Source organism: Micromonospora sp. NPDC050187 (genome assembly GCF_044459745.1).
Classification (GTDB): Bacteria; Actinomycetota; Actinomycetes; order Mycobacteriales; family Micromonosporaceae; genus Micromonospora.
Window position 1 is genome coordinate 123,555 of record NZ_JBITJH010000014.1, and the last position, 26,096, is coordinate 149,650.

Consider the following 26,096-nt stretch of genomic DNA (forward strand, 5'->3'; position numbering starts at 1 on the left):
GGGGATGAGGCGGGATTCACGGGGGGATGAGGTGGCGCAACTGCGTCAACCGGCGCGACCGCCGTCCGAGGAGCAATGCCCGGCTGGGTCACGCCACCCGTTCGACACGTGATCGGCCACGCACGACAACGGGAATCGCCGGTGAGTGGGGCGTGCGGTCCCGGATCGTCCTACGCGGCGGCCGGCCGTCCGCGGTCACGTGATAGGGAGGAGCCGCCATGACCACCGATCGCCAACAAATCGCTGGTGTCATCCTTGATCGCCTCGGCAAGTTCATGCCGGAGATCGCTCAGGACCCCCCGTCAGAGGACAAGGACCTCCGGGACTACGCCAGCTTTGATTCGCTCGGGCTGCTCGAGGTCCTGGTCTGGCTGGAAAGCGAGTTCGCCGTCACGATCCCCGACGAGGATCTGGTCGTCGACCACTTCTCGACCATGGGCAGAATGGTGGACTACGTCGCCTCACGTCGCCCCTGAGCTAACGTGCCGATCGCCTATGCTACCGATCTTCACGCTTGTCCACCTGCTCGAACAGAGGGCCACGGACAGCGGTACCGAAATCGCCATCTCGTCTCTGGACGAGATTCTCACCTATCGGGACGTCGCGGTGCTGGCCGCAGGTCGAGCCGCGGTGCTGCACGACCTGGGCGTGCGTCGGGGAGACCGAGTCGCGTTGCTGTTGCCGAACTGCGCGGACGCCGCCTCGTGGTTCTTCGGGGCCCTTGGCCTGGGCGCGGTCGCGGTCTTCGTCAACGACTCGCTGCGGCAGCGTCAAGTCAGTCATATCGTCCGTCACAGCGGAGCCACCGTGGCGGTCACCAACCGGCGTCTCCGCCCACTGCTCGACGAGGGCGACCTGGACGACCGTCACATCGTCGACGTGACGGTGGCCGCCGCCGGACGGTCGGCGCCCCTCGCCCCGGTCGTCAGCCGTGACCTCGCCGCGTTGATCTACACCTCGGGTTCCACGGGCCAGCCCAAGGGCGTGATGGTGACACATGGCAACCTCGTCGCCGGTGCGAGGATCGTCGCCGCCTACCTAGGGCTCACCGCGGCGGACCGGACCCTGTCGGTGCTGCCCTGGAGCTTCGACGCCGGCCTGAATCAGGTGCTCGCGACGTTCTGGGCCGGGGGCCGACTGGTGATCGCCGGCTCGACGTACCCACCGGACGTCTGCCGGACACTGGCCGCGTCGGGTGCCACCGGCATGGCGGGCGTGCCGCCACTGTGGGAGTTGCTGGTCAACGGGCGTCCGGGCGGGCTGCTGCGAGCCACACTGCCGGATCTGAGGTACATCACCAACACCGGCGGCCCGTTGCGCAGGCAGACCCTCGGCCGGATCCGCCAGGCTCATCCGCACCTCGACGTCTACCTGATGTACGGGCTGACCGAGGCATTCCGCTCGACCTACCTGCCACCCGAACTGGTCGACGATCGAGCCGGCTCGATCGGGCGAGCCATCCCGGACACCGAGATCCTCGTCGTGTCGCCCTCGGGACAGCCGGTCCCGCCCGGCGAAACGGGCGAGCTGGTGCACCGCGGACCGACGGTCGCCGCTGGATACTGGCGGGATCCGGAGGCGACGGCCCGAGTGTTCCGCGCTCACCCGCACGCGCCGCCCGGCGCGGTGACCGAGTACGTGGTCTACTCGGGTGACTACGTGCGTCAGGACCCGGAGGGATTCCTCTACCACGTCGGCCGCCGCGACGAGCAGTTCAAGTGCCGCGGATTCCGGGTGAATCCCGGGGAAATCGAGGCGGCCCTGCTCGATTCCGGGCTCGTCGCGGAAGTGGTGGTCTACCCGACACCCGGCGCGAACGGCGATGCCGAGATCGTGGCGGCTGTCGTGACCGACCATGACGCGCGCCGTCAGGTGAGCCGGCTACAGCAGTACTGCCGAGACGCACTACCCGCGCATCAACAGCCGCATCGTTTCGCTCCCCTTCCCGCTTTTCCCCGGACGTCGTCGGGGAAAGTCGACCGCCGCTCGGTGCAGGCTCTGACGAGCCATCCGGCGGAGCCGGCCGGAACGGCACCGCATGTGGAGTGACCCGGACGAGGACCTCGCCCGACCGCTGGAGGACTTCGCGACGTTGCACGCGAGCGCTCTGCGGCGATCGCGGGATGTCATCGACCTGTCCTATCCCAACCCCCGCGCCGCCCGTGACGGTCGTGCCTTGGACCTGCTGCGGAACCTGGTCGGACGGGTCGAGCAGAGCCAGCTGCAGTACTCACCGTTCGGTGGCGCCACGATCGTCCGGCGCAGGGTGGCCGCGGCCCTGGGCCGCAAGATCGGCCTCCGGTTGGCGTACCGGGACGTGCTGCTGACTCCCGGGGCGACCGCAGCGCTGACCGTGGCCTTCGCCGCGTTCTTCCGTCCGGACGACGAGGTCCTCGTGATCACGCCGTCCTGGATGGACTACCCGCTGTACCTCCGCCGACTCGGGGTCCGGGCGGTCCGCGTGCCGACCGGCGACGACAAGCGGCTCGACGTGGCGGCCGTCGCGGCGGCCTGTGGGCCACGAACCGCAGGCGTCGTGCTCAGCCAGCCGGCCTGCCCCACCGGCGTGGTCCACGACCGGCACGAGCTGGCGCAGCTCGCCGAGGCGCTCGTCGCAGCGGGCGAACGGCACGGCAGGCTTCCGCTCATCGTCAGTGACGAGGTCCACCGGGACCAGAACTGGGGAGACACCCCCTTCACCAGCCCCATGCGGGCGTACCCGGAGACGGTCAGCGTCTACTCCTTCGGCAAGGCCTGGTCGTTACAGGGGCAGCGGTTCGGGTACCTGGCGCTGGCACCCTCGCTGAGCGACCACGACCGGCGCGTCGACGCGGTCGAGCGGGCCGCGAGGTCCACCGGCGTCTGTGCGCCGACCGTCCTGATGCAACAGCTCGCCGCAGCCCTCGTCGACCTTGAGCCGGACACCGCTCCGCTACGCGGTGACCAGCTCCGGCTCCGACGGCTGCTCACCGAACTCGGGCACCGGCCGGTGCCCGCGGACGGCACCGCTTTCGTCTACCTGCCCTGCCCGAACGGCGTCGACGACTGGGAGGCCGTCCGGCGGCTCGCCGGGGAAGGCCTGCTGGCCATGCCGTCCTCACTGTTCCACGAGCCGAACCATTTCCGGTTGGCGCTCAACGTGGGGTCGGACAGGTTCGACGAGGTTCTTCGGCGGGTCGGCGCCGCACTTCCGACGTGACGGGCTGATTGCCGAAGCAGACATTGGAGAGACATGGACCAGTTACGAGGTCTTGGCCACGCCGTCACCGACGAGCTCGAACGTTTCGTCCGCGCCGAGGGACGGATCGAGCCGGACGATCCCGCGTTCGATCGAGGCATCGACCTGTTCAAGGGCGGCTACCTCGATTCCCTCGGTGTGGTGCACCTGGTGGCCCACATCGAGGACCGGTACGGCATCGTCCTGACCGACGACGAGCTGTCGGACCCGGGGTTCGTGTCCGTCGATGGCATCGGGGCCGTGGTGGAGGCGGCCGTGCGTCGCGCTGGCCTCGCCGGGTGACGTGGTCGCGCCGACACCTTCGCAGCGGTGCTCGTCGGGGCGACGGGTCAACGGTGCGGAGCCGGGGCGGGTCCGACCACGTCGGCGACCCGCCGACGTAGGTCGTCGAGGTGCTGAAGGCTGTCCAGGACCCGTTCGGCGGGCACACCAAAATCGATCAGACACGCGATCTCGTCCACGCCGCACTGCCGGAAACGCGCGACGACGGACTCCGCGTCGTCGACCGTGCCGAACAGTCCGAGTCCCTGGTTGAGGTAGCGTTCGTGCGCCGGGCGGACGGCGAGCCTGCGCAGCGCCCGGCTGGGAACGGGACCTGCCGCCGACGACGGCTGGAAGAGGTTCATCGCGCTGACGAGGTAGTCGTAGAGCGGCTCGTCGACTGCGGCCACGGCCGCAGCGCGGCTACTGTCCAGGTAGGTGTGCAGCATCAGGACGACGTGCCCCCGCCCCGGCCATCCGGCCGCCTCGTAATGCTGCCGGTAGTCGGCGATCCGAGCGCTGAGCTCGGCCGGGTCCTGGTTCGCCAGGTGCGTGAGCACACCCACCCCGGCGCGGCCGGCGTCCCGGAAGGTCTGTGGGCTGCCGCCGGCAGTCAACCACATCGGGAGCGGCCCGGCCACCGGCAGCGGATAGATACGGGGGCCGGCGGGAGCGCCGGGGGCCTCGGCGGGAAGCTCCTCGCCACGCCACAGCCTCCGTAGCACGTCGATGGCATCGCGGGTGAGACGGGCACGCTCCTCGTAGCCACCGGGCCTGAGCAGAAAGTCGTCCCGGTTCCAGCCGGAGGCCAGCGAGATACCGGCCCGCCCTCCGGCCAGGTTGTCCACCACCGCCCAGTCCTCGGCGATGCGCAGCACGTGATGCAGGGGCACGACCACGCTGCCGGCACGAACCGCGACCGAGTGGGTCGTGGCGGCGATCGCCGCGCTGGTCACCGCAGGGTTGGGATAGTTGCCGCCGAAGGGGTGGAAGTGTCGCTCCGGCGTCCACACCGCGGCGAAGCCGTGGGTGTCGGCGAAGCGTGCCCCCTCCATGAGTAGCCGGTACCGGTCCGCCGCCGCACTGCGGGCGTCGGCGGAGAAGTAGAAAAGGCTCAGATCCATGAGGTCTCCTGGTCAGCCGTCGGGGCCGGACGGGATCGGGGCCGGACGACACTCGCCGGGGTGCGAGCCGGTCAGACCCGCAGCAGCGTGCACGCCCAGTGCATGCCGTTGCCGGTGCTGCTCAGCGCCACGACGTCACCGCTAGCCAGCCGACCCTCGTCCAGCATCCGTCCCAGCGCCAGGAGCTGGTCGGCGCTGCCGAAGTGGCCGTGGGTCCGGGCGATGGTGGCGTTGGTGTTGGCCAGGTCCACGCCGAAGTCGCGGGCGTACTGTTCGAGGCCCTTGCTCGTGCCGTTCATGTGCAGAATGTGCCGCACCGCCCGGACCGGCACGCCGCCTCGACGACACGCGGCCTCCATGACGGCCCGGCTGTTGTCCCGCGTGTAACGGGCGAAGCGGATTACGGCGCGGACATCGCCGCCCAGGAACTCGGTCATCAATTCCGCAGGGTCACCCATCTGCGGGGGTGCGGGGCCACCAGCGACGAAGGGTGCGGCGGCCCCGCCGAGGGCCAGGCGCGCGAAGTCGGCGTACCGGCCGTCCGTCCGGATCTCCGTCGCGAGCCACCGGCAGGCAGGGTGATCCCGTACCAGCACCGCGGCGACCGCGCCGTCGGAGGTCACCGCCGTGCTCGACTCCATCCTGTTCCAGTACGCCTCGCAGACCCGGTTCGCCGCCACCAGGAGCGTGACCTTGTAGTCCGGATGCGTAGCGTACTTGCCCGCCACCGCGTCGAAGCTCATCACGCCGCTACTGCACGCCTGGTTGACCAGCAGTGCCTCCGCCCGGTGCGCTCCCACCTTCGCCTGGGTGGCGGCGGCCGGGTCCCAGTACAGATGTTCGGGGACGTCTGCCATGGCGAGGACCACGAGGTCGACCTGCTCCGGGTCGATGCCCGACCGGGCCAATGCCTCCCGGCCGGCCGTGGCGGCGAGATCGGTCAGCCCGACGCCGTCGGCGGCGCGGTGGAACGTCTCGTAGCCCCAGTCCCGGACGCGCCTGAGATCGTCGGTGTATCCCGGTGCCGCTTCCGCCACGGACCGTGGCTCGCCCAAGGCGTATCCCATCCCGGCGATGCCGAAGCTCACCTCGCCTCCTCCCAGTCTCCGCTCGGTTCCGGCTTCACATGTGGCGTCTGCCGAGGCGGCGTTCGAGGAAGGCCCGCCGGGACTTGGCCAGGAAGTAGTCGCCCGAACGAATCGCCGCCGGCGTGGTGGTCGCGACGTCGGCACGGCAGGTCGGAATGGTCTCGATCCAGGCGTCCGGGCTCGGCTGGTAGAAGAAGGCGATGGAGATCCTGTCGCGGTCGGCCTGCTCGCGGGGCGGATTCACCACCCGGTGCACGGTGCTGGCCCACCGGCCATTGGTCCACCTGGCCATCAGGTCACCGAGGTTGACCACGAACGAGCCCGCCACCGGCGGCACGGCGATCCACTCCCCGGTTCGGTGGCGCACCTGGAGGCCACCGGGGGCATCGTCCTGGTACAGCACCGTGACCACGCCGAAGTCCGTGTGTGGATCGTTGCGGAACTCGTGCTGCTTCGGCGCAGAGGGCTGCGGGGGGTAGTAGTTGACCATCAGGGGTGTCATGTGCCGGTCGAACTTGTCGTCGAACCAGGGCTCCGGCAACTCCAGGGCCAGGGCGAACAACCGCATGAGGTCCCGCGCCAGCTCCGCCGCCGACTCGTAGTAGGCGAGGTACGCCTCCCGGAAGCCGGGCAGGTCGGGCCAGCGGTTAGCCGCGAGCAACGTGGGAAACTCCGTGAACCGGTCGTGGTCGCTGGGCTGCTCGCCGAGCGACGTCGCGGAGTACATCTCCAGGCGTTCGTATCCACCGAACCCGCGTTGCAGCGGGTCGACCGGGTCGCGGGTGACCCCGGCCTTGACCTGGGCCGACTGCGCGAAGAACTGGCGCGCCGCCCGGTACATGCCGCTGATCCGGTCCGCCGGGAAGCCGTGCCCGGTGACCACCAGGAAACCGCTGGTCTCGCAGGCTTGCCGGATCGCGCGGGCTGTCGCGGCCCGCCGGTCCCGGCCGGCCCCGCGGTCGAGAGCCAGGTCGATGACCGGAACGTACCCGTCGGCGACGGTCACGGTCTCGTCGAGCGCCGGGGAGGGTGAGAAGTGCGCGTCAGGCATGAGGGCTCCGCTCACGGGGAAGGACACGACCGGCGGGGCGGTCACCAGGTGACCGGAAGGGACCGCAGGCCATAGATCAACATTTCGTCGAGGAAGTTCAGCTCTGATACCGCACAGGCCAGTCGCAGGTTCGGCAACTCCTCCATCAACACCTGGATGGCTACCTCGGCCTGCACCTGGGCGATGGAGCTTCCGAGGCAGCGGTGCACACCGTGCCCGAACGCCAACTGGCCCCGAGGGTCCCTGCGCAGGTCGAAGGCGTCGGGTTCGGCGTAGACGGCAGGATCACGGTTGGCTGTGGCGAGGTGCACGACGACGGCGTCGCCGCGACGGATCGTCCGACCGCCGACCTCGACCTCCCGCGTGGCCACCCTGGCCACCCCGTGCTGCGCCAGGGTCCAGTACCGCAGTGCCTCGTTGACCGCCGGACCAGCCCAGCGCGTCGGGTCCGCTCGCACCAGGTCGCCCTGTTCGGCGTCGACCAGCAGGGACAGCATCGTCAGCGCGACCAGTCCGGCGGTCGTCTCCAGCCCCGCCACGATGATCAGGTTCGCGATGCCGATCACCTCGTCGACGACCAGGACATCCTCCTGCACCGCTCGGGCCAGCCGTCCCAGCAGGTCCTCGGAGCGTTCCTCCCGCTTGCGGACGACGAGCTGCCGCAGATAGCGGTCCATCCGCCCGGCGGCGACCACCCGCTGCGCCACCGTCGCGTCGTGGACCTGGAGGTCCCGGGCACAGCTGAGGAAGAAGTCGCGGTCGTCGAGGGGTGTCCCGAGAAGTTCGGAGGCGCTCATCGCCGGCAGTGGGACGGCCACGGTGTCGACCAGGTCCGCGGGCCTTTCCGAGGCGGCAAGGCGGCCGACCAGTTCCCGGGCCGCCGCCTCGATCCGAGGCCGCAGCCGACGGGTGTTGCTGCCGCTGAACTCGGCGGCGACCTGGCGGCGGAGCCGGCCGTGCTCAGGCGGGTCCATGGAAAGGAAGTGACCGGGCACGTAACGCTTGGAGGTCAACGGGAACGCCGGGAAGCCTTCGAAGCTGGGGTCCGAACTGAAGCTCTCGTGGTCTGCGAGCACCTCCCGGGCTTCCCGGTGCCCGGTGACGAGCCAGGCGCTGCCGCCGTAGCTCAACCGCATCTGGCGTACCGCGTCGGAGGTGCGGTAGGCCGGCGGCGGGGCGAAGTGGTCCCGCCGGGCCGCGGGGAAGACCGCCTGCTCCGCGGCGGGCTGGTCGTCCTGCTGCGCAGCGGTCATCGCCGCCTGCCCGACCTCGACAGCAGGGACTCGGCCGCCCGGTCGAGCCCGCGCAGCAGGGCCGCGCCGAGAGCGTCGACCTCGTCGTCGCTGTAGAGCAACGCCGGGGCAAGCTGTAGACAGCTCGGCCCGACGCTGACCAGCGCACCCGCCGAACGCACCTCTCCGGCCACCTGGTTGACGATCTCGGGGGACACCGCCGCGCCGTCGTCGCTCAGGCGGATCGCACGGAAGCAGCCCACGCCGTGACCGCCGTCGACGAGTGGATGCCGGGATGTTCTCGTGATGAGCTGATCCAGCCGCACGGACACCCGTGCGGCGTTGTCGAGTGCCGCCAGCCGTTCCATCTCCTCGATCGTGGCAATGGTGGCCGCGCAGGTCGAGGGCGTTCCGGCCTGCGTCTCGGCGTGGGTCAGCGCGACGTCATGGCGCTCGAAGGCCGCGCAGATCTGATGCGACACCAGCACGGCTGCGGACGCGCAGGTGCCGTTGGTGAGGCCCTTCGAGACCAACAGGACATCGGGCGGCGCCGGCCAGTTCTGGAACGCGAAGTACGAACCGGTGCGACCGAAGCCGGTGGCGACCTCGTCGGCGACGAGCAGGAACCCGTGCCTGGCACGTAGCCGGTCCAGCCCGGTCACCATCTGCGCGGACAGGGGCAAGGCACCGGTGCCGAGCACGGGCTCGACCACCACGGCAGCCACCCGGTCGCCCTCCCGGTCGAGCAGATCCTCCAACTCCTGTGGGTCTTCGTGCCCCACGTGCCGGACCAACCGCTGGTCGACGCTGTAGTAGCTCTGTCCGAGCGACATTCCGGTCAGGCCGTGACTGCCGTACGTGAGACCGTGGTAACTGCCGCGAAGGCCGACGACGACGCGGCGCTGAAACTGCCTGTGCAGTGCCCAGTACTGCCTCACCAGCTTCATGGTCAGGTCGTTGGCCGCGCCGCCGGAGGTGGAGTAGACAACGCGTTTGAAATCCTCCGCGCCGCAGATGTCGAGCAGCGCTCGAGACGCGCGGGTGGCCAGTTGGTGTCCCCCACGGAACAGGGTGAGGTAGGAGGCGTCCAGCAGTGCCCCATGCACCGCGTCGGCGATTCGCCGGTTGCCGTACCCGAGGTTGGCGTTCCACAGCCCGCTGGTGGCGCACAATCGCCACCGGCCATCGGCGAAGAGCACTCTCCTGCCCTCCGCCCGCACGGCGGTGTGCTCCGGTCGACCGAAGTCACTGGGCGGTGACAACAGTTCCCACAACGGAGCCTGCGAGCCGGTTCCGGCCACGAACCCCTCCCGTTCTTCAGCGGGTAGTCCACCAGGGACAGGAATCGCGGTCAGAGACTCTCGCAGCCAGCGGCGAGCGGGAGGCCGGTCCGGCACCGACGCGGACAGAGCGACCCGAGCCCTCATGCCCCGAGGTGCGCAGAGCCTGACGAAATCCTCTCCCGTACTGGTGTCGATAGATCGACAACTTCCTCTGCCAGCACCAGTAGATCCAAGCCGGGCGACTTTCGCAAGACCTGACGGCCCGCGCTGGGGGCGTCGCCCACCGGAACCGACTCGGGGTTGCCCAACGCCACATCCGTGTCTACTCTCGGCACTCCGGCGTCGACTCGGGTGGGGACAGCACGTCCGCCGGGATCCCTCCGGCTGGCCGGATCCGCTCGCCGCGGAGCGCCTCGGGTCGGACGAGGTGTCGCCGCCTCCGGGTGCGTTCCGCAGCCGCCGGGGCCCGAAGGAGAGGTGCTTGCATGGCGGAACAGATCATCAAGAAACTGCCTGTGGGTAACCCGCTGGCTTTTGGGTATCAGTTTTTCGCCTACCCCCTCGCCATTCAGGCTACCGATGTCCGCACGACGGACTGGGTATTGAGCAACTTCATCCAGGTAGAGTACGACCGGCGCGGCCAGGAGTGCGACGTCCCCTTTTCGTTCTACCTCTACGACTATGCACTCTCGCCGTGGCTGGAGACCGTACGCGGAACTCGACTGTGGTACTCGACGCAGGACATGACGGATGTCGTCCGCGCCGCTCTCGCCCGGGGTTACTATGCTTACCTCATCGTCGATGAGTTCCACATACCCATGCGTCAACGGTTCGCCGTTGAGCGGTTCCCGCACGACATCCTGGTGCACGGCGTCGACGACGCGTCGGGAACGTTCGACGTCCTGGGCTATGACCAGCGGATGCAATTCAGGTCGACCCGCGTGACGCAGGCGCAGTTCCGCGCGGCGCACCGGAGCCTCGACGACCAGGGTGTGGAGCACAGCCCGGTCGTCTTCTACCGGCTGCGGGACAAGCCTGACTTCGGCTATCCGCCGATCCGTTACGACTTCAACCTCGGTCTGGTGCGCAGGACGATCGACGAATACCTGCGCTCCATCGACACCTCACGGCACTTCGAGTCGCTGCGTGAGCCGCGCGACTGCGCGTACGGCGTCGAATCCTACGGACCGCTGGAGACCTTCCTACGCCAGTACGCCGCCGGCCGGGCCGCCTACGACGTCCGCCACGTCCACGTCCTGTGGGAACACAAGAAGCTCATGTCCCTGCGGGTACGCCGGATCGCCGACCTGGTGGGGCCGCTCGACGATCTGACGGCGGAGGTCGACCGCGCCGAAGCGTACGCCGAGGGGCTGCGGAACTCCATGATCCGCAATCATCTTCAGGGCGGTCGTGCCGGGTTTCTCGACAGCGCGCTGCGGACGCTGGAGAACCTTCGCACCGAGGAGGAGCGGACGCTCTGCCGGTTGTTGCAGAGGCTGCCCGACGAGGATGTCCTGCTGCCGCTCACGCCCGTGCCGTGAGCGTCACCGCCCGGGCGGTGACCGCCGTGGCACATGTCGACGCCCGCCGCAGGTCGGCTCCGGCGGGGCCCGCCGCGACGCACGCATCTCCCTCTGCCACCCTGACCGCATGAAAGCAGCGTCAGACGAAGGCGACCGGGGTAGCGCACCCGTACTGGAGGTCGATGAGATCGACCTCGTGCGGCGAGGACGGCGGCTGCTCAACGCCGTCGGCTTCCGGGCCCTCGGAGGCCAACACTGGGCCCTGCTCGGGCCCAACGGCGCCGGCAAGACCACCCTGTTGAATCTCTGCGGCGGCCGTACCCATCCCACCAGCGGCACCGTCCGGGTGCTGGGCCACCAGGTAGGGCGTGTCGACCTTCGCCGGCTGCGGGGCCTCATCGGCCACGTCGATCCCCGGCACCCGGCGGGTGCCGGGCTGACTCTGCGCGAGGTCGTCCTCACCGGCGCGACCGGCAGCAACGACCTCGTGCCACGCTGGGTCGCCAGCGAGGCCCAGCACGACCGCGCGGACCGGCTGCTCCGCTGGATGGGCGTCGGCAAGGTCGCCGAGGAGGCGTGGTCGACCCTTTCCCAGGGCGAACGGGGAAGGGCCCTCATCGCCCGCGCGCTGATGCCCGAACCGCGGCTCCTGCTCCTGGACGAACCCGCGACCGGGCTGGACGTAGCCGCCCGGGAAAGGCTCATGGCAGCCCTCAGCGAGCTGGCCAGCGTGGACCGAGGACTCACGACGGTGACCGTCACCCACCACCTCGAGGAACTGCCGGCCAGCACGACCCACGCCGCCCTCTTGACGGGAGGGACACTTCTCGCCCACGGGCCCGTCGACGAGGTTCTCTCGTCGGAGAACATCTCCCGGTGCTTTGGACTCGACCTGACCGTCACGAAAGTCGGTAACCGATGGATGGCCGCGGTGGAGCACCCGGAGAACGCGATCGTCGGTTCCGGTCCGCCCAGGTGACCGTCGGTCCGTTCGACGTCACGTTCCGACTCGACGACGGCTGTGCGGCGGCTTCGTGCGGGGAGGTGTCGCGGGAAGCTCGACCGACCGCACCGGCGAACATCTACGGCCGCGCTCCGCGCGTTCAGCGCGGGCGGCCGTCGTCCAGCGGGATCGGCAGCGCGAGGGCGTCCGCACTGCCGACCGGAGCCACTGAGTGCGCCGGTGGCGGCCGGTCGATGGCCGGTATCCGCGAGAAGAGCCGGACCTGCCCCGCCGGGCCGGCTCCCCGGGTCACCACGCAGGTGACCAGACGAACCGGCGGGGGTGGTGCGACGAATCGGCCCGGCCCCCAGCGCACCCAGATCGGGACGCGGCCCGCCGCCGCCTCCGCCAGGAGTTTCTCCACGGTGCGCCGCCGGTCGGTGCGGTCCACCTCGACGACCACCGGCGGACCGGTCGGTCGGGCACAGGCGACATCGAGTACGGAGTACTGTCCGGACAGTGGCGGGGGCAGCGGCAGGACGCTGGCCGCCCGGCGATAGACCCGCCAGCCTTCAGCACGTGCCCACTCGACCACCGAGTCGATGACCAGCGCGGTCACCTGGTCGGCTGCGGCGTCCCGGAAGGTCAACCCGGCCAGCCGACGGGCGAGTGATGCGGCGACCCGCTCACTGTCGTCGGCGACGTCCATGGCCGGCAGCCTAGCGGGTGGCGGCTGCATGATCGGCCTGAGCATGCGCAGGCCGAGGGCCGGCTTGGTGGCGAACCCGATACGGGGGCCGATCGCGGCCTTGGCGCGGCGGGTGGGGTCCTCGCACCAGCCGCGCGGTAGGTACAACTCCCGGTCGACCAGGGTCCGGCCGGTCGAGGTGGCGTAGGCGAGGAACACCCCGAGCTGGCAGTTTTCCGTCCGCCCGGCCGTGCCGGAGTACTGCCGTTGCACCCCGGCCGACTTGACGCCCTTCTTCAGGAAGCCGGTCTCGTCGACGATCAGCACCCCGTCGTCATGGCCAATATGCTCGGCGACGTAGGCGAACAGGTCATCGCGGACCGCGTCGGGATCCCACAGTGAGCGGTTGAGCAGTCGCTGCATCCGGTCCGGCGTCGCGTCACCGGCTGCCTCCGCGAGGGTCCAGCCGTTCTTCGCCGCCAACGGCGACAACAACCCGACCAGGTAGCTGAGCGCCTGCCGGCGCGGCTCCGCACGACCGAACCGGTGCGCGATGCGCGCTAGTGCCGTGACCACGAACGTTGACGGTGTGGGTCAGGCTGCGCGGGTGGCGGCCTGTCCCCAGCGTCGTTGTCGTTCGCTGCGGATGCGGGCGCGTTCGCGGCGTTGGGCGGCCAGGACGTCGGGGTGACGGGCGTTGGCGTTGCGCCAGCGCAGGTAGGCCTGCAGCCGCCGTCAGGACGGTGTGGTTGGGGTGGTTCGATCCGACGATGACGAAGGTGCGTAGTGGCCCGAACTGGGCCTCGATGGGGTTGGCCCAGGAGGCGTAGGTCGGGGTGAAGCAGAGTTCGACCTTGTTCCGGGCAGCCCACGTGCGGATCTTGCGGCCTTTGCGTGCGTACAGATTGTCCAGGATGACGTAGATCGGTGCTCCGTCTGGGCGGGCGGCGCGGATGGACTTGAGTGCGGCGAGGGTGTTCGCCGCACTCTTGCGCCGCCGGACGATGCCCCAGAGTTGGTCGTCGCTGATGCTGTAGCAGCCGTGGAACTGTCGGACGCCGTGCAGCTTGTGGTAGTTCGCGGGCAGCCGGTGCGGGTGCCCGGCCGGCGCCCATCCGGTTCCGGCCTGCGGGCGGATGACCAGAGGCCCGAACTCATCGAAGGCGAACACCCGCTGCGGGAAGTAGCTGCTGACGTACTCGATCCGGGCGAGTTTGGCATCGCGGTGCGGGTCGGTGGACTCCTTCCACGTCTTGGTCCGCTGGAAGGTGATCCGGTGTCGGTGCAGGATCTGCCGTAGCCGTTCCCGCCCGATCCGGACCCGGCGGATGGCATGCAGGCGCAGGTGGTCGGCGAGCTTGCGGATGCTCCACCGGGTGAACGGCCGCCCCAGCTTCTCGGGGCGGGTGTGGGCCGTCTCGACGATGAACTGCTCTTCGTCAGGACTGATCTGGCGGGGACGGCCACCCGCCCACCGAGGGTCCAGGCTGGCCATCCCCATCTCGTTGAACCGGTGGATGACCTGCCGGATCGTGTCCTCGTCGGCCTGAACCAGACGGGCGATCGCCGGCACCGTGTTCCCGCCGGCCGAGGCGAGCACGACCATCGCCCGCCGTAGTCGGATCGGTGAACCGGAGCCCCGGCGGGTGATTCTGAGCAGCTGCTGACCCTCCTGATCACTCAGCCGCCGTACGCGTACAAGATCTGCCACCGCCACAGCCTGGCCGTAGCGACGCCGCCCGACCGATAGGTCAGACGGCGTGTCATCCAACACCGCGAACGTTCGTGGTCACGGCACTAGCCGGCGAGAGCGGCGCGTTGACGGACGAGGGTCAGTTCGGCGAGTACGCCGGGCGACGTGGGCAGCCACCGGGTTGCCCCAGTCGCCGAGCTGCGCCACAAGCGGGACGAGTTCGACCGCCGCCTCGGTGAGGCGGTAGTCGATCTTCTGCCGATGGGTCGGATTGCCGCGCCCACCGCCGGCGGATAGTCAGCACCCGCGCGAGCGCTGGGCTCGCGGTCAGTTCTGGGTCAGCGAGCAGTCGTCTATGAGCAATTCCGCGCCACCGGCTCGTAGCCCGTTGGAGAACACGCTCAACGGGAGGAGGTTGCCGCTACGGTCAGCTTCGTAGGTAATCGATACTTGATACCAGCGATCTGGGTCTCCGAGGGTAATCTTCGGCGACGGTGCGGGGTCCGAGGCCCGTTTCCAGTTGGTAGTGAACTCCTGCACCTGCACGTACGCTCCGACATTCGCCGTCGACCGCACCCAACACGACGCCTGGTAGCTGCGACCTGCGACGGTGATCGCCTGGACTGGTCGGTTGGTGGCACCGGCGCTGTTTGCCTCGGTGGCGTTCGTGGTGATTCGTAGCGCGTGCGATCCGTTGCGGCCCGTGGTGACCTGTGACAGCACACCGGAGCCGAAGGCGGCCCAACCCGGAGGTGACTGCTCCGCACCAGGGTCCGGCAGCAGGTTCCGTGCGGTCGCCGGGTTACCAACGGCCGCTGGCGTGCCTGATCCGGCCGGGTGCGCCCTATCCGAATCGTCCGGTGCCTTCTGGGGAGACACGGAGTTAGCCGCGCCATTGGTCGACGGGCGCGACGGCTCGGATGCGTCGTGGTACCAGGCAATACCGAGTGCCGCGACCAAGACGACGGCGAGCCCGGCGCTGAACAGTAACCGCCGACGCATTGGCGACCTGGCCGGCGGTTGGTCTGAGCCGTCGGACGCCGCCTCGGACGGCACGTACGCCGGGGCTGGGGTGTCAGCGCCAGCCTCGACGGCGGCGGGGTCCCTGGACGCGCCCGGCGTGGTGGCGCCAAGGAGCAGATCCCGGCCGGCGACACGCAGCTCACGAGCCAGGATGGCGGCGGTGGGTTGTTCGGTGGAATCGCTCAGCAGACAGGCGACGATCAGCTTCCACAAGGGACCGGGCACGTCGCCGCGATCCATCGCCATGTGGGAGTCATCGGTTGGCTCCACGCCGAGCAGACGGGCGAGGGTGACGCCAATCTGACGAATGTCTGAGGATATCCGGGTGTTGTCGCGCGAGACTGCTTCACCGAGTACCGGCCGTGGCTGTCCGCCGGACATCTCCACCTGTACGTGCTCTCCGAGCATCCCGGACGACAGCCCTTCAGCATGCCGAGCGGCCAGTTGATCGGCCAGGCTGGCGACAAACAGCGCGGCCTTGTGCGGCGTCATCGGCGCGTACCGCCGCACAAACGTCGACAGGTCCATGGTTGCGATCGGCTCTTCGGACACTCGGCACCTCCCCTCGGCGTGCGCCCGAGTCCGGCGGTGCCGTTCGGACGCGTGTTCTCGGGTCCCACCCTGGTCTGGGGTTCAGGGCCTCTTGGGCAGTGGTTCCATCGACTGCAGCTTTGCTTTTGCGTTGTGCACAGCCCTGGAGAGCTGGGCTTGCAGCACTCGACGCATGGCGTGGACCTCGTCGTTGAAGCGGCGGCCTTCTGGGCCGACCCAGGCGTCGTCCTCCAGCGCCTTGCAGGAGGGATCCAGCGCGCGCCAGTTCTCGTCAGATAATCGCTGGATCGACTGCGCCGCGCGCTGCGCGATCAGCTGATCCACGAAGGACGGGTTAGACAAGTGGACACCTCACCTCACGTGCCTGTCAGGATCGACTCAAGTGTTGGCGGACCGGTCGTGCGGGCACCTGTCCCGCGGCGGCAACCATGGACGCGGTGGATACTGCCAGCTGACGTCGGGGGCGGGCCCGCCTGGCGAAGCAGCAGCCGGCCAAGGTAAGCCGGTCGTGAGGACGCCTGCACTCACGGTCGCCTTCCATGCTACCCGGGCAGGGCAACCTGAACGGGCAGGACCGTGGCGGACCGGATCAGGACGGCCCGACCAATCGGCCCGCTCCCCGTACCCGCGTTGCGCGGCAGCCGCACGCCGAACATGTCAGCGTCGTCTGGGGACCGAGCGGCGAGCAGAAGCCCGATCCGGGAGCGCAGAGCATCGGCGGTGAACCCGCGGTAGGCGTTCTTGAGGTCATCGGTCAGACCTGCGGCGATCACTGCGTGCTCACCGTCGCGTGCCGTGCGCAGCATTTCGACCAGGGTGCTGTCAAGCGACGTGTCGGTCAGGAGTTCGGCATCGTCGACGACGACCACGTGACGTCGGTGGCCTTGAGTCGACGCGGTCAACGCCTCGCCCGTCACGTCCGCGTTCAGCACGGCGAGCACGCCGGGCAGGCCCGCCAGGTCCCGTAGGGGGGATCGCCGTGGCGTAACCACACTCACGGGCGTGCCCTGGGCCAGCAGGGAGTGCGCCATCGTCAGCAGCGCGGTCGACCGGCCGGATCGTGGTGGGCCAGCAACGACGAAGCCGGGACCCTCGGTGAGCAGATCGACGCTGATCTGGGCCATCTCGTCGCCACCAGCACCGATGAGCGCGGTGAGCCCGGACGACGGAGCCACGGGCAGGTCCAGTTGCGCCAACTCGGCCATGGTGATCCGCACCGGAAGCGTGTCGACGCGCAGTGGCCGCAGGGACCTCGGTAGTGCGGACGCGGCCGACGCGTGTCTGCGCAACGCGGCGACCTGCGCGGGACCGGATGGGTCGGGATCGAGCAGGGCGATCTGGCTTACTCGGACGGTGCCGCCGGGACCGGGCTCGACCACCCGCCCCGGGGGCATCCGCGTCGGAAGGTGGCGTTCGTTGATGCCCGCATAGCCGTAGTCCGAGGGTTCGGCCATGGGCAGCACCAGCCGCTGCTCGAAGACCGTAGAGATCGGCCCGGTGAGCAGGCTACGGTCGCCGGTGACGATGGCGCGCAGCCCGACAGCGAGTCCCTCGCGGAGTAGATGGACCACGCTGTCGACCAACCGTCCGTAGTCGTAGGCTTCGTACGCCGCGACGAAGCCCTCCCACGCGTCCAGCAGCAGCACCATCCAGGGCATCCGCTCAGACGGTGGCACTGCGGCACGTTGCTCGGCGAGACTGGAGAAGCCCTCAGCGGCGAGCACCTGCTGCCGCCGGGCAACCTCCTGGCGCAGGCGGGCGAGTAGCCGCTCCATCCGGTCGACCTGGTCGCGGCTCACCACGGCACCGCAGTGCGGTAGCGCCGTCAGCGGCAGTAGCCCGTTGGCGCCACAGTCCATCCCATAGACGTGCACCTCGCTTGGGGCGTATCGAGCAGCGGCGGATCCGACGATCGTCCGCAGCACCGTGGTCCGGCCGGTCTGCGGCGAGCCCGCCACCACGAGATGACCGCCCTGTTGCACGTCGAGGACCATGGGAACGCGAGTCTGTCCGGAAGGCAGGTCGGTGAGGCCGAACGGGATCGGATACACCGCCGGGCCGCCCGTCGTCGCCAGCGGCAAGTCGTCGAGGGTCACGATGTCGGGCAGCGGGGGCAGCCAGGGGCTACGCTGCTGGGCTACCCGCGACCGTCGGGCCGCCTGCTGGATCGTCTCGACGAGGACGGCGAGGTCGGTGACCATCGTGGTGTCGTCCTGCGGCTCGCGCGACGCTGCGGGAACGCTGCGTCCGAGCCTGCGCCACGGCAGCGGGATGACCCGTACCGGGGGTGGTGCGGCCGAGGACGCCTCCGAGGGTCGCCAGCCTCCGATCCGGGCCGACTGGACGATCTGCGGCACGGAGGACCCGGACCGCAGGTAGAGGCGTCCGGGTAACGACCTCGAAATGCGCGCCGCGTCGGTGGTCTCGATGACGTCCGACGACTCGGCGGCATCGGTCACCCGCAGCGCGATCCGCAGGTTGGTGTTGGCGCGGATGTCGGGGGTCACCACGCCCGCCGGGCGCTGTGTGGCCAGGACCAGATGAACACCCAATGACCGGCCACGACGAGCGATGTCGACGAGGCCGGCCACGAAATCGGGCAGCTCGCTGACCAACGAGGCGAACTCATCGATGACGATGACGAGGCGAGGAAGTGGACTGATGGCCATGTCACCGGCCGCACGCAGCCGGCAGTGATCGTCGATGTCCTTCGTATCGTGCCGCAGAAGGATGGTCTCGCGGCGGCGAAGCTCGGCCGCGAGCGATTCCAGCGCCCGTTTGGTCAGGTGCCCGTCGAGGTCGGACACCATGCCGACGGTGTGCGGCAGTTTGGCGCAGTCCTTGAACGCCGATCCACCCTTGTAGTCAATAAGGACGAAGTTCATCTCGTCCGGCCGGTTCGCCACGGCCAGGGAGGCGATGAGGGTCTGCAACAGTTCCGACTTGCCTGCCCCGGTGGTGCCCGCGATCAGCCCGTGCGGGCCGTCCGTACGCAGGTCGACGGTGACGGGTCCGTCCAGACCGACCCCGATCGTCGCCTGGGTCGATCGACCGCCGTCCGCCCAGTGGGCGACCACCTCCGCAGCGTCGGGCGGCTCCAGATCCAGCAGGTCCAGCAGGCGGCAGGTGTCGGGCAGCCGCGCCTCCTCGGCGTGGTCACTGATGTCCCGTACAGCGGCCAGCGCCCGCGCCAGGCGTAGGCACCAGTCCGGTCCCACCAGGTCCGGACGCACCTGCTCAAGCACGTCGGCCTGATGCTGCTGTACCCGCAGAGCCGCGCCTTCCTCGACAACAACCGCCTGGCACTCCGCCGGCAACCGGGATTCGTCGGTCTCCAGCGAGATCGCGTAGATGCCGACCTCAGGACCCTCGCTGAACATTCGCGCCACTCCCGGCAACGCCCGGATGCGCCTGGCGCCGTCGAGAACCACGACGACAGCTGGCTCATTGGCGTCGGTGCTGGTGCCCGGGCCTCCCGCGCGAGCATCCTGCCGTGCCGAGATCACCGCGTTCAACTCGGCGATACGACGCAGCACCGTGTCCTCGTCGTTGCCGACCAGCACCACGCTCTGGTCATCGTCCGATCGGCAATGCGGCAGCCAACGCACCCAGTCCCAACTCTCGTTGCCAGCGGGGTCGGTCAGCACACAGACCCGGACGTCGACAGGGCTGTGCAGGGTGACGATCTGAGCGAGGAGCCATCGTCCCAGCGAGCAGGGCAGGTCCCCGTTGCCCGCCACTCCCAGCACGCCGACGTCTCGAAGCGCCACGACCACGGGGGCATCGACCAGCCGCCACACCTCTTCCTGCTCCCGCTGGTGGTCGAGCGCTTCCGGATCCTCCACCCGTATCTCCGAGCGCACCTGCCCGGTTCCCACCCGTACGGTCAGGAAGTCTGTGTCCAGACACCGTCTCTCCCACAGCATCGAGCCGGGCGCGACGGCCGCGAGCAACACCTGGGCCGGATCGGGGTGGGCACGCCTGCGACGGCTCCGCTCGGCGGCCAGTGCCCGCCGGGCGTCGCCCTCGATGCGATCCCGAAGCTGCTGGTACTCGGCCACCCGCCGGCCGAACGACTGGTGACCCTGGCGCCGTTCAAGAACGTAGTGCAGCACCATCGCGAGCGGACTGAGTAGGCCAATCCACAGGTAGAGCCACTGCCGCAGCAGAACCGCCGTACCAATCGCCAACAACACCGGCGACAGCGCCAGGACCACGGGCAACGCCCCGGACTCGCTCTGCCTCGGCACCTGAGGAAGCCGGAAATGTGTCTGGGGCCGACGCGGCGTCACCCGCGGGGGGCGGTTGTAGTCAAGGCCCACGCCATCCTGGGATGGCTCCAGCGCGACGTCCGGCCGGGTGGGCGGCGCAACCTCGAAAAGGCTGCCGCCCGCCGCCAGTTGCGCGGTAAAGGGCCAGTCCCTCGCGCCCGCCACCGGCTCACCGTCGAGTCGGCCATAGCTGTCCCGGGTGAAAGACACCTGGCACTGCCCGTCCGGCTCGACCGACACGGTGAACGCCCGATCCGGCAGGTAGCCGTCCCCGACTGGAATGTCGGCATCGATGCCGGAGCCCACAACGCTCTCCCCCGGCGGGAGGTGGTAAACTGTGCCCGCCTGCGGGCCTCCGGTGACGCGTAATTCCACAACCCCGACCGGCGCCGCTGCTGGGCAGCCGGCTGGGTCGTCGAGGCTGACCACCGTGCCCTCGCGAATCGGCGAAGCCTTGAGGGAAAGTCGGGGATCGATCGGCCGCCCGTCCACGTAGAGCACCGGTGAGAGCCCGTCGTACCCGGTGCCGCGCACACCCCGCAGCACCCGACCGATCTCCCGCGCCACCAGATCCACACCGGATTCCGGATGCGCGTCGATGATGACGTCCTTCGCACTGGCGGCGGCCAAATCGATGATCGTAACGGAGAGCCGCATCCGTTCACCCTATAAAAAGCCCATTGATCAGCCGAACCCGTACCGATGCCAGCGTCGGATTCACGACACAAGCTGCGTCTCCGGCTCCGAAACGGCCGACCTACCATCTGACTGAACGTGCGAGACCACCGAGCGACAGTTCACGGAAACCCGACTCGCACCCTGGACGGCCCCGACCGGAACGTGGGATGATTCTCTAGATATCGCGATAAACCAACCACCCCCCTCGGAGGAAGTGATCATGGCGAATCTGCGCGGTGGCAACATCGATGAGATGCACCAGCTCGCGAAGATGTTCACAGCGAATGCCGCGAAGCTCAACGGCATCATCAACGACCTCAACGGCCGGACGGCCAGCAGCGATGCGATCTGGACCGGCCCGGCGGCGGACCGGTTCCGGTCCGATTGGAGCGAGGCGAGAGCCGCGTTCGAGAAGATGCGCCAGGCTCTCGACGAGGCCGGCACCGCCGTGACGAAGAGCGCGCAGAACATCGAGGCCGCAACCCGCTGACCCAGGGCCCGCAGGAGGCTCTCGCGAACTGAGGCCGGCACCTGAGCCGGCAATGACGGCGCCGGATGCAGCCGAACCACCCAGGAGCGTCCTGAAGACGATCACGCGGGGCTGGCGGAGTGATTTCACAGATCACTGGGGAGGAAGCATGACCGGCCCGCAGAACGACCCCAACTTCGCCGGAGTTACGCAGCCGGCCTTCGACGCTCTCGTACGCGTTCATACGCAGGCCGCGCTGGCGCTGGAGCAACTCGCTCCCGCGTTGTGGACCCACCTGACCACGCTCAAAGCAGACACAGCCCCCGCAGAGGCGGTCCGGCAGCTTGCGGCCAAGGCCCGTGTTCAGGCGCAAGACCTGCAGCGGCGCCAAGCCCTGGTTCGCGCAATGGAGCAACCCGGCTCGGCCCAACGAAGGTGGGTGATCCAGCAGCCGGCGGCCCACAATCTGTCGTGGGAACTCCGCGCTGCAGCATTCCTTCCTCCTGCGCAACTGCCTCCGGGATACACTTTTTCGGCCGAGGAGCAGGCGGTTTTGAGTTGGATACAAGCCCATCAGGGAATTATTATCCGAGAGGCTCGCGCAAGGAACATCTCCCCGAAGGCCATCGTCGCCGCAATCGCCTGGGAGGCGCTAGAAAACCGCAAGGAGCCGTCGCCTGGAGAACTCCTGCTTAGCCCCACGGGACGGGTAGGATACGGACCCGGTAAGGTTCACTACAATACGGGCGTGGTGCGTCAAATCGAGAGCCGGGGATATCTTCCTGAGCAAGAATTGCTTGAACGCATAGAAATTCTCCACACGCCGGAAGGATCAATCAAGTATATCGCAGCGATCATGGGCGCTTTTGCCGATGCTACCCACGGACACGGCTACGACATCCGTAACAACAACATGATGTTGACCTATCTGTATCAGGCGAAGGACCTCGAAAATTGGGATGAACACATGATCGACAAGTTGAATAGAGGGGAAAAGGGCCTCGACCCGCAAAGTGACATGGCCTTCTGGACGGGCACCCACGCCGACTTCCTGAACGCCGCACTGCCCGACTGGGACGGGACACCCCCCACCTCCCTACCCCTACCTACGCCTACACCACCTACACCTCGAAACACATCCACGCCGGCCCCGGGGACTGGTCCTACGCCTCCGTGAAAGCCGTTCCAGCAAAGGGTCCAGTTCATCCGGATCGACTCGCCACTCCGGCCCGCTACCCCCAAGGCTGACCGCCGGCCCGCGCCATCAGTCGCAAAGGCGGGCGACGAAGGATCTCCCGGATTCATGCTGACTGGTAGCGAAATCTTCTTTACTCTTTTTCCCCAGTCGTCGCATTAATGACATCGAGGTCAACCATCGGGGGCAGTCAGCGCGGAAGGTGCTCGGCCAGCACGGTTGTCCGGCGCCATCGCAGCCAATAATGGCGGTACGGTTCGAGTGGAGACAGGCCGCTCATGTTGCGAAGGCGACGTTCACCACAACAAACTGAATCGGCTTCTCAGGAACTTCAGCAGTTCCGTTTCTTGGTGCTCTTTCGCCCAGGCCATCAGGTGGGAAATCTCCGTCTGGTATAGCCGACCGAGCCCATCGAGCGTGGACACACAACTCGCCGCTACCGGCCCGCCCTCGTCGGGGTCGGTATCGTGTACCGCAAATACATCGGACGACCCCCGGCCTAATACTGCAACGGCAGTTGGTTAGGGGTAGCCGCGTCGTCGGTAGTGGCAGGTTCGGGCCTGGTGTTGGCGGCGTCGTCGCCATCGGGACCAGGCCCAGACCTGTTCGGGTTGGTGGATGTGTCGCACTGCGAGTGCGGTGAGGAGTCTTCGGATCTCCGGTACGGTGAAGCCGATCATCATGCCGTCACCGAGGCTGGTTCCCCTTTTATGGTCAGCGATCGGGCCACGGACAGCCAGGCGTGGCCGGCCATCGCGAGGGTGATGTGGGCGTACCAGGCCCGCCAGTCACGGACCTGGTACTCGTCGAGTCCGGCTTCGTTCTTGGCCTGCTGGAAGCACTCCTCGATCGCCCACCTCGCACCAGCGACACGGGCGAGGTCGACCAGCCGGGTCCGGCGGGGCCCGTAGCAGACGTAGTAGGCGATCTCCCCGGTGGTGATGCTGCGCCGAGCCAACAGCCAGTGCCCGCGGCCCGGCCTCCAGCAGATCCGCACCGGCACCCGCGCCCACCAGTACTCCCGCGGACCGTGCGCGCCCGCACCGGCCGAGAGCCGACACCACGCCCGAGCGGGCAGAGCGGCGATCAACTCCTCGGCGCGGGCAGACCCCATCGTCGTGGTGACCATGTCGTCGTTGCGGCGGGTCGCGACCACATACGCCACATCCCGGTGTTCCAACCGCACCCGCAGGGACTTCGACTGCCCATAGGCCTCGTCCATCGTCACCCACCCCATCGGCATCCCCGCATCGAGTGCGCGGGCCAGCATGGTGCGGGCCATCTGCACCTTCGTGGCGAACTCCACCTCATCCGGGATCCCGGCGGCCCGGCACCGGGCCCGGTCATCAGTCCACGACGCCGGCAGGTACAGCTGCCGGTCGATTAACGCGTGACCCTTGGACGACCGATAGGCCACGAACACCCCGACCTGGCAGTTCTCCGTCCGGCCGGCGGTGCCCGAGTACTGGCGCTGCACCCCGGCCGACCGCACACCCTTCTTTAGGAACCCGGTGTCATCGACGATCAACACCCCGTGCGGGTCGCCGAGGTGCTCGACCACGTAGTACCGCACATCGTCACGGACGGCGTCGACGTCCCAGTCCGCCCACCGCAACAACCGCTGCATCCCGTCCGGCGACACATCACCGGCCTGCTCAGCAAGAGTCCACCCGTTCTTCCGGTCCAAGCCCGAGACCAGCCCACACAGATACTGCCGCGCCCGCCGACGCGGCTCCGACCTGCGGAACCGCCCACCGATCCGAGCATGGAGCCGATCCAACTCCGCACGCCACCGGTCGACATCAACATCCGTCACGACCTGACCAACGAACACGAGGCGAACTCGATTCGCCTACTGCCGTTGCAGTACTAAGGGACGTCTCGTAACTCGGTGGCCGGTCCATGGTGGATCATGGTGGGGTGCAGGTGATCACGGCAGTCCGCCGGAGTGGATCTCCCCGTTCACTGGGCTGCAGCCCGCCCAGTTCCGCCGCCTCGTCAGGCTGGTCGCAGAGCGTGGCGGTGACGCGATCGCCGACGGTCGGCCGGGACGGCAATGGTCTCTCGACCTCGCCGACCGGGTGATGCTGGTAGCCGCGTACTGGCGCACGAACCTGACCATGCGCCAGATCGGCCCGCTGTTCGGGGTGTCGCACTCCGCCGCGCACCGGATCATCGACACCGTCGGCCCCCTACTCGCTCTGACGCCGGGGCGACAGCGGCGGGTCGAGCAGATCACCATCGTCGACGGCACGCTCATCCCGACCCGAGATCACCGGCTGGCCGCCCCGAGCAAGAACTACCGCTACAGCATCAACCTGCAGGTCGCCATCGACGCCCACACCCGCCTGGTCGTCGCCCTCGGTGATCCGCAACCCGGCAACCGCAACGACACGATCGTCTACCGGACCAGCGGCATCGACCAGAAGCTGGCCGGACGACCGGTCATGGCCGACGGCGCCTACCGCGGCAACCCCGAGGTGATCATCCCGTACCGCAAGCCCGCCAACGGCAGCGAGCTACCCGACTGGAAGGTGAACCTGAACAAGCACCACCGCACCGTCCGCGCCCAGATCGAACACGCCCTGGCCCGCATGAAGACTTTCAAGATCCTGCGCGACTACCGCCGCGCCGCCCACACATTGACCGACACCGCATCCGGCATCGCCTACCTCCACAACATCATCCTCGCGGGGTAACACCAGCACCGTTGCCAGGCAACGCCATCACCGAGTTACGAGACATCCTTTAGGTTGCCGGTGAAGTACGGCGGCACATCGGTGGCGAGGAACGGCTGCCCGGTGGCTGCCGAAAGCTGATCGGCTCGGCGGACCCGGCCGCGCTCGGTCAGGTCGGCCAGGTCGGTCTTGATGTCTCGGCGCAGCGTCTCAAACCCCATTCGATCAGGGTAGACCGAGGATCTCCAAAGGTCCCTGATGGAACCTCGGTCATGGCCCTGACGCCGCAATCGATGTAGACCCGGCTCGGACGACTGTTGTGGTGAAAGCCGACGGATCTAAGAATCATGTGCGTGACGACGTTGTACTCCCGTCCAGACAAGGCCATGCAGCTTGAGGTCCGGCCTGAGTTAGAAAGCTGGGACGCTGCGGGCCATACCAGCCAACAGCGGCTGGCGCGGTTCCTGGACCACATCGCCTCGATAGCTGACCCGGTAATGACGGCAGTGGACGGGCCCGTCGCCGTCGAACTGGTCGTAGGCTTGCCGGACCCGTTGCCGCTGACGGCCGGCGGACGAGACCTGGACAACTACCTCCACCCGGTGGCACAACGACTCGGGGCAAAGCGGATCCACGCCGCGTTCGGCCGCAAGGTTCGCGGAGAGTCCTCCTCGCTGGCGGTCGGGCCAGCCGTGCCACAGGCAGTGGCCACCGAGCCGCAATTTGCCACCCGCATCGCCGGGTCGTACGAGAGCAAGCTCTGGAAGCAGACCCTGCGGGAGCGGTTGCTGGCGGCCCAGGCCACTCAGGTCAACGCAGGACCGGTCCGCATGCAGGTCGCCGTGACGACCGGCCCTAGCCGCAATTGGGCCAACCTCTGGAAACCGTTGCTCGACTCCTTCGGCCCGGTCCTGGGCGAGCATCCGCTGCAGCCATTCCATCCACACGATGACCGAATCGTCGACCTTGGCCTACACCACACCGTTGACGCCGAACTCGGCCACGACGTGGTTGTCCAAGCATGGTGGGGCACCGACCTGCGAACCTGAACAAGTGACCGATGCAGCAGCCGCGACCGGTCGCAGACCACGAAGTGCGCGAGGGGC

The 26,096-nt window shown here is 68.4% G+C and carries 18 protein-coding genes and 4 pseudogenes; 10 read left to right on the plus strand and 12 right to left on the minus strand.

All coding sequences use genetic code 11. The features are described 5' to 3' along the window. The first annotated feature begins 218 nt into the window (after nucleotides 1-218). The 4 genes from ACIBJE_RS21430 to ACIBJE_RS21445 are packed head-to-tail and all read left to right on the plus strand — an operon-like array spanning nucleotide 219 to nucleotide 3,520. Nucleotides 219-476: a phosphopantetheine-binding protein gene (locus tag ACIBJE_RS21430; RefSeq protein WP_396750920.1), complete on the plus strand. Its 258-nt coding sequence runs from the start codon at nucleotides 219-221 to the stop codon at nucleotides 474-476. Between the two features lie 19 nt (nucleotides 477-495). Continuing rightward, on the plus strand, nucleotides 496-2,049 hold the full coding sequence (locus ACIBJE_RS21435) for an AMP-binding protein (RefSeq protein WP_396750922.1): 1,554 nt from the start codon (nucleotides 496-498) through the stop codon (nucleotides 2,047-2,049). Next, nucleotides 2,039-3,199, plus strand: a complete 1,161-nt coding sequence (locus ACIBJE_RS21440; RefSeq protein WP_396750924.1) for an aminotransferase class I/II-fold pyridoxal phosphate-dependent enzyme — start codon at nucleotides 2,039-2,041, stop codon at nucleotides 3,197-3,199. The genes ACIBJE_RS21435 and ACIBJE_RS21440 overlap by 11 nt, the downstream gene beginning before the upstream one ends. A gap of 33 nt (nucleotides 3,200-3,232) precedes the next feature. Then, a complete protein-coding gene (locus ACIBJE_RS21445) occupies nucleotides 3,233-3,520 on the plus strand; it encodes an acyl carrier protein (protein WP_396750926.1) in 288 nt (95 codons plus the stop codon). Between the two features lie 47 nt (nucleotides 3,521-3,567). Here ACIBJE_RS21445 and ACIBJE_RS21450 read toward each other — a convergent pair whose 3' ends face one another. From ACIBJE_RS21450 to mpaD, 5 genes are all read right to left on the minus strand, one after another. After that, entirely contained in the window at nucleotides 3,568-4,623 is a 1,056-nt protein-coding gene (locus ACIBJE_RS21450; protein ID WP_396750928.1) for a MupA/Atu3671 family FMN-dependent luciferase-like monooxygenase, read from the minus strand. A 71-nt stretch (nucleotides 4,624-4,694) separates the two neighbouring features. Next, nucleotides 4,695-5,711, minus strand: a complete 1,017-nt coding sequence (locus tag ACIBJE_RS21455) for a 3-oxoacyl-ACP synthase III family protein (RefSeq protein WP_396750930.1) — start codon at nucleotides 5,709-5,711, stop codon at nucleotides 4,695-4,697. A gap of 34 nt (nucleotides 5,712-5,745) precedes the next feature. Further along, nucleotides 5,746-6,762, minus strand: a complete 1,017-nt coding sequence (locus tag ACIBJE_RS21460) for an isopenicillin N synthase family dioxygenase (RefSeq protein WP_396750932.1) — start codon at nucleotides 6,760-6,762, stop codon at nucleotides 5,746-5,748. A 41-nt stretch (nucleotides 6,763-6,803) separates the two neighbouring features. Continuing rightward, the gene (locus ACIBJE_RS21465) at nucleotides 6,804-8,015 is read right to left on the minus strand and encodes a cytochrome P450 (protein WP_396750934.1); all 1,212 of its coding nucleotides are present in this window, start codon (nucleotides 8,013-8,015) and stop codon (nucleotides 6,804-6,806) included. After that, nucleotides 8,012-9,421 carry a daptide-type RiPP biosynthesis aminotransferase gene (mpaD, locus tag ACIBJE_RS21470; protein ID WP_396750936.1) on the minus strand — a complete coding sequence of 470 codons (1,410 nt, stop codon included), beginning with the start codon at nucleotides 9,419-9,421 and terminating at the stop codon, nucleotides 8,012-8,014. The genes ACIBJE_RS21465 and mpaD overlap by 4 nt, the downstream gene beginning before the upstream one ends. A gap of 341 nt (nucleotides 9,422-9,762) precedes the next feature. Between mpaD and ACIBJE_RS21475 the strand changes: the two genes are divergently transcribed. Together ACIBJE_RS21475 and ACIBJE_RS21480 are read left to right on the plus strand one after the other, a co-directional pair. Further along, complete coding sequence (locus tag ACIBJE_RS21475; protein WP_396750938.1) at nucleotides 9,763-10,818, plus strand: hypothetical protein; 1,056 nt, start codon at nucleotides 9,763-9,765, stop codon at nucleotides 10,816-10,818. 109 nt (nucleotides 10,819-10,927) lie between these two features. Further along, on the plus strand, nucleotides 10,928-11,779 hold the full coding sequence (locus ACIBJE_RS21480) for an ABC transporter ATP-binding protein (RefSeq protein ID WP_396750940.1): 852 nt from the start codon (nucleotides 10,928-10,930) through the stop codon (nucleotides 11,777-11,779). A 712-nt stretch (nucleotides 11,780-12,491) separates the two neighbouring features. On the opposite strand, the pseudogene ACIBJE_RS21485 reads toward ACIBJE_RS21480, so the two are convergent. The 5 genes and pseudogenes from ACIBJE_RS21485 to ACIBJE_RS21505 all read right to left on the minus strand — a co-directional run. Continuing rightward, nucleotides 12,492-13,007, minus strand: a pseudogene (locus ACIBJE_RS21485) (IS701 family transposase); the annotation flags it as partial. Between the two features lie 18 nt (nucleotides 13,008-13,025). Next, a pseudogene (locus ACIBJE_RS21490) lies at nucleotides 13,026-14,142 on the minus strand (IS630 family transposase). A 309-nt stretch (nucleotides 14,143-14,451) separates the two neighbouring features. Beyond that, nucleotides 14,452-15,699: a hypothetical protein gene (locus tag ACIBJE_RS21495; protein WP_396750942.1), complete on the minus strand. Its 1,248-nt coding sequence runs from the start codon at nucleotides 15,697-15,699 to the stop codon at nucleotides 14,452-14,454. Between the two features lie 81 nt (nucleotides 15,700-15,780). After that, nucleotides 15,781-16,023 (minus strand): hypothetical protein, encoded by a 243-nt coding sequence (locus ACIBJE_RS21500; protein ID WP_396750944.1) that lies wholly within the window; start codon nucleotides 16,021-16,023, stop codon nucleotides 15,781-15,783. 218 nt (nucleotides 16,024-16,241) lie between these two features. Continuing rightward, a complete protein-coding gene (locus tag ACIBJE_RS21505) occupies nucleotides 16,242-20,627 on the minus strand; it encodes an FtsK/SpoIIIE domain-containing protein (protein WP_396750946.1) in 4,386 nt (1,461 codons plus the stop codon). 241 nt (nucleotides 20,628-20,868) lie between these two features. On the opposite strand from ACIBJE_RS21505, the gene ACIBJE_RS21510 reads away from it, so the two are divergent. Further along, nucleotides 20,869-21,138: a WXG100 family type VII secretion target gene (locus ACIBJE_RS21510; RefSeq protein WP_396750948.1), complete on the plus strand. Its 270-nt coding sequence runs from the start codon at nucleotides 20,869-20,871 to the stop codon at nucleotides 21,136-21,138. Nucleotides 21,139-21,286: 148 nt separating this feature from the next. Next, entirely contained in the window at nucleotides 21,287-22,294 is a 1,008-nt protein-coding gene (locus ACIBJE_RS21515) for a hypothetical protein (RefSeq protein ID WP_396750950.1), read from the plus strand. Between the two features lie 539 nt (nucleotides 22,295-22,833). Here ACIBJE_RS21515 and ACIBJE_RS21520 read toward each other — a convergent pair. After that, nucleotides 22,834-24,128, minus strand: a pseudogene (locus tag ACIBJE_RS21520) (IS701 family transposase). Nucleotides 24,129-24,232: 104 nt separating this feature from the next. On the opposite strand from ACIBJE_RS21520, the pseudogene ACIBJE_RS21525 reads away from it, so the two are divergent. Continuing rightward, nucleotides 24,233-25,011 (plus strand): annotated as a pseudogene (locus ACIBJE_RS21525) (transposase family protein). A gap of 35 nt (nucleotides 25,012-25,046) precedes the next feature. Here the strand turns inward: ACIBJE_RS21525 and ACIBJE_RS21530 are convergent. Then, nucleotides 25,047-25,211, minus strand: coding sequence for a hypothetical protein (locus ACIBJE_RS21530; RefSeq protein WP_396750952.1), 165 nt, complete (start codon nucleotides 25,209-25,211; stop codon nucleotides 25,047-25,049). 132 nt (nucleotides 25,212-25,343) lie between these two features. Here ACIBJE_RS21530 and ACIBJE_RS21535 point away from each other — a divergent pair, with 132 nt between their 5' ends. Further along, nucleotides 25,344-26,039 carry a hypothetical protein gene (locus ACIBJE_RS21535; RefSeq protein ID WP_396750954.1) on the plus strand — a complete coding sequence of 232 codons (696 nt, stop codon included), beginning with the start codon at nucleotides 25,344-25,346 and terminating at the stop codon, nucleotides 26,037-26,039. Nucleotides 26,040-26,096: the final 57 nt, after the last annotated feature.

Excerpts from the sequence above, each read along its gene's own strand:
- ACIBJE_RS21510 (WP_396750948.1), top strand. The coding sequence starts at position 20,869 with ATGGCGAATCTGCGCGGTGGCAACATCGATGAGATGCACCAGCTCGCG.
- mpaD (WP_396750936.1), bottom strand. The coding sequence starts at position 9,421 with ATGAGGGCTCGGGTCGCTCTGTCCGCGTCGGTGCCGGACCGGCCTCCC.
- ACIBJE_RS21440 (WP_396750924.1), top strand. The coding sequence starts at position 2,039 with ATGTGGAGTGACCCGGACGAGGACCTCGCCCGACCGCTGGAGGACTTC.
- ACIBJE_RS21515 (WP_396750950.1), top strand. The coding sequence starts at position 21,287 with ATGACCGGCCCGCAGAACGACCCCAACTTCGCCGGAGTTACGCAGCCG.
- ACIBJE_RS21505 (WP_396750946.1), bottom strand. The coding sequence starts at position 20,627 with ATGCGGCTCTCCGTTACGATCATCGATTTGGCCGCCGCCAGTGCGAAG.
- ACIBJE_RS21445 (WP_396750926.1), top strand. The coding sequence starts at position 3,233 with ATGGACCAGTTACGAGGTCTTGGCCACGCCGTCACCGACGAGCTCGAA.
- ACIBJE_RS21475 (WP_396750938.1), top strand. The coding sequence starts at position 9,763 with ATGGCGGAACAGATCATCAAGAAACTGCCTGTGGGTAACCCGCTGGCT.
- ACIBJE_RS21450 (WP_396750928.1), bottom strand. The coding sequence starts at position 4,623 with ATGGATCTGAGCCTTTTCTACTTCTCCGCCGACGCCCGCAGTGCGGCG.
- ACIBJE_RS21435 (WP_396750922.1), top strand. The coding sequence starts at position 496 with ATGCTACCGATCTTCACGCTTGTCCACCTGCTCGAACAGAGGGCCACG.
- ACIBJE_RS21530 (WP_396750952.1), bottom strand. The coding sequence starts at position 25,211 with ATGGGGTTTGAGACGCTGCGCCGAGACATCAAGACCGACCTGGCCGAC.
- ACIBJE_RS21480 (WP_396750940.1), top strand. The coding sequence starts at position 10,928 with ATGAAAGCAGCGTCAGACGAAGGCGACCGGGGTAGCGCACCCGTACTG.
- ACIBJE_RS21465 (WP_396750934.1), bottom strand. The coding sequence starts at position 8,015 with ATGACCGCTGCGCAGCAGGACGACCAGCCCGCCGCGGAGCAGGCGGTC.
- ACIBJE_RS21430 (WP_396750920.1), top strand. The coding sequence starts at position 219 with ATGACCACCGATCGCCAACAAATCGCTGGTGTCATCCTTGATCGCCTC.
- ACIBJE_RS21460 (WP_396750932.1), bottom strand. The coding sequence starts at position 6,762 with ATGCCTGACGCGCACTTCTCACCCTCCCCGGCGCTCGACGAGACCGTG.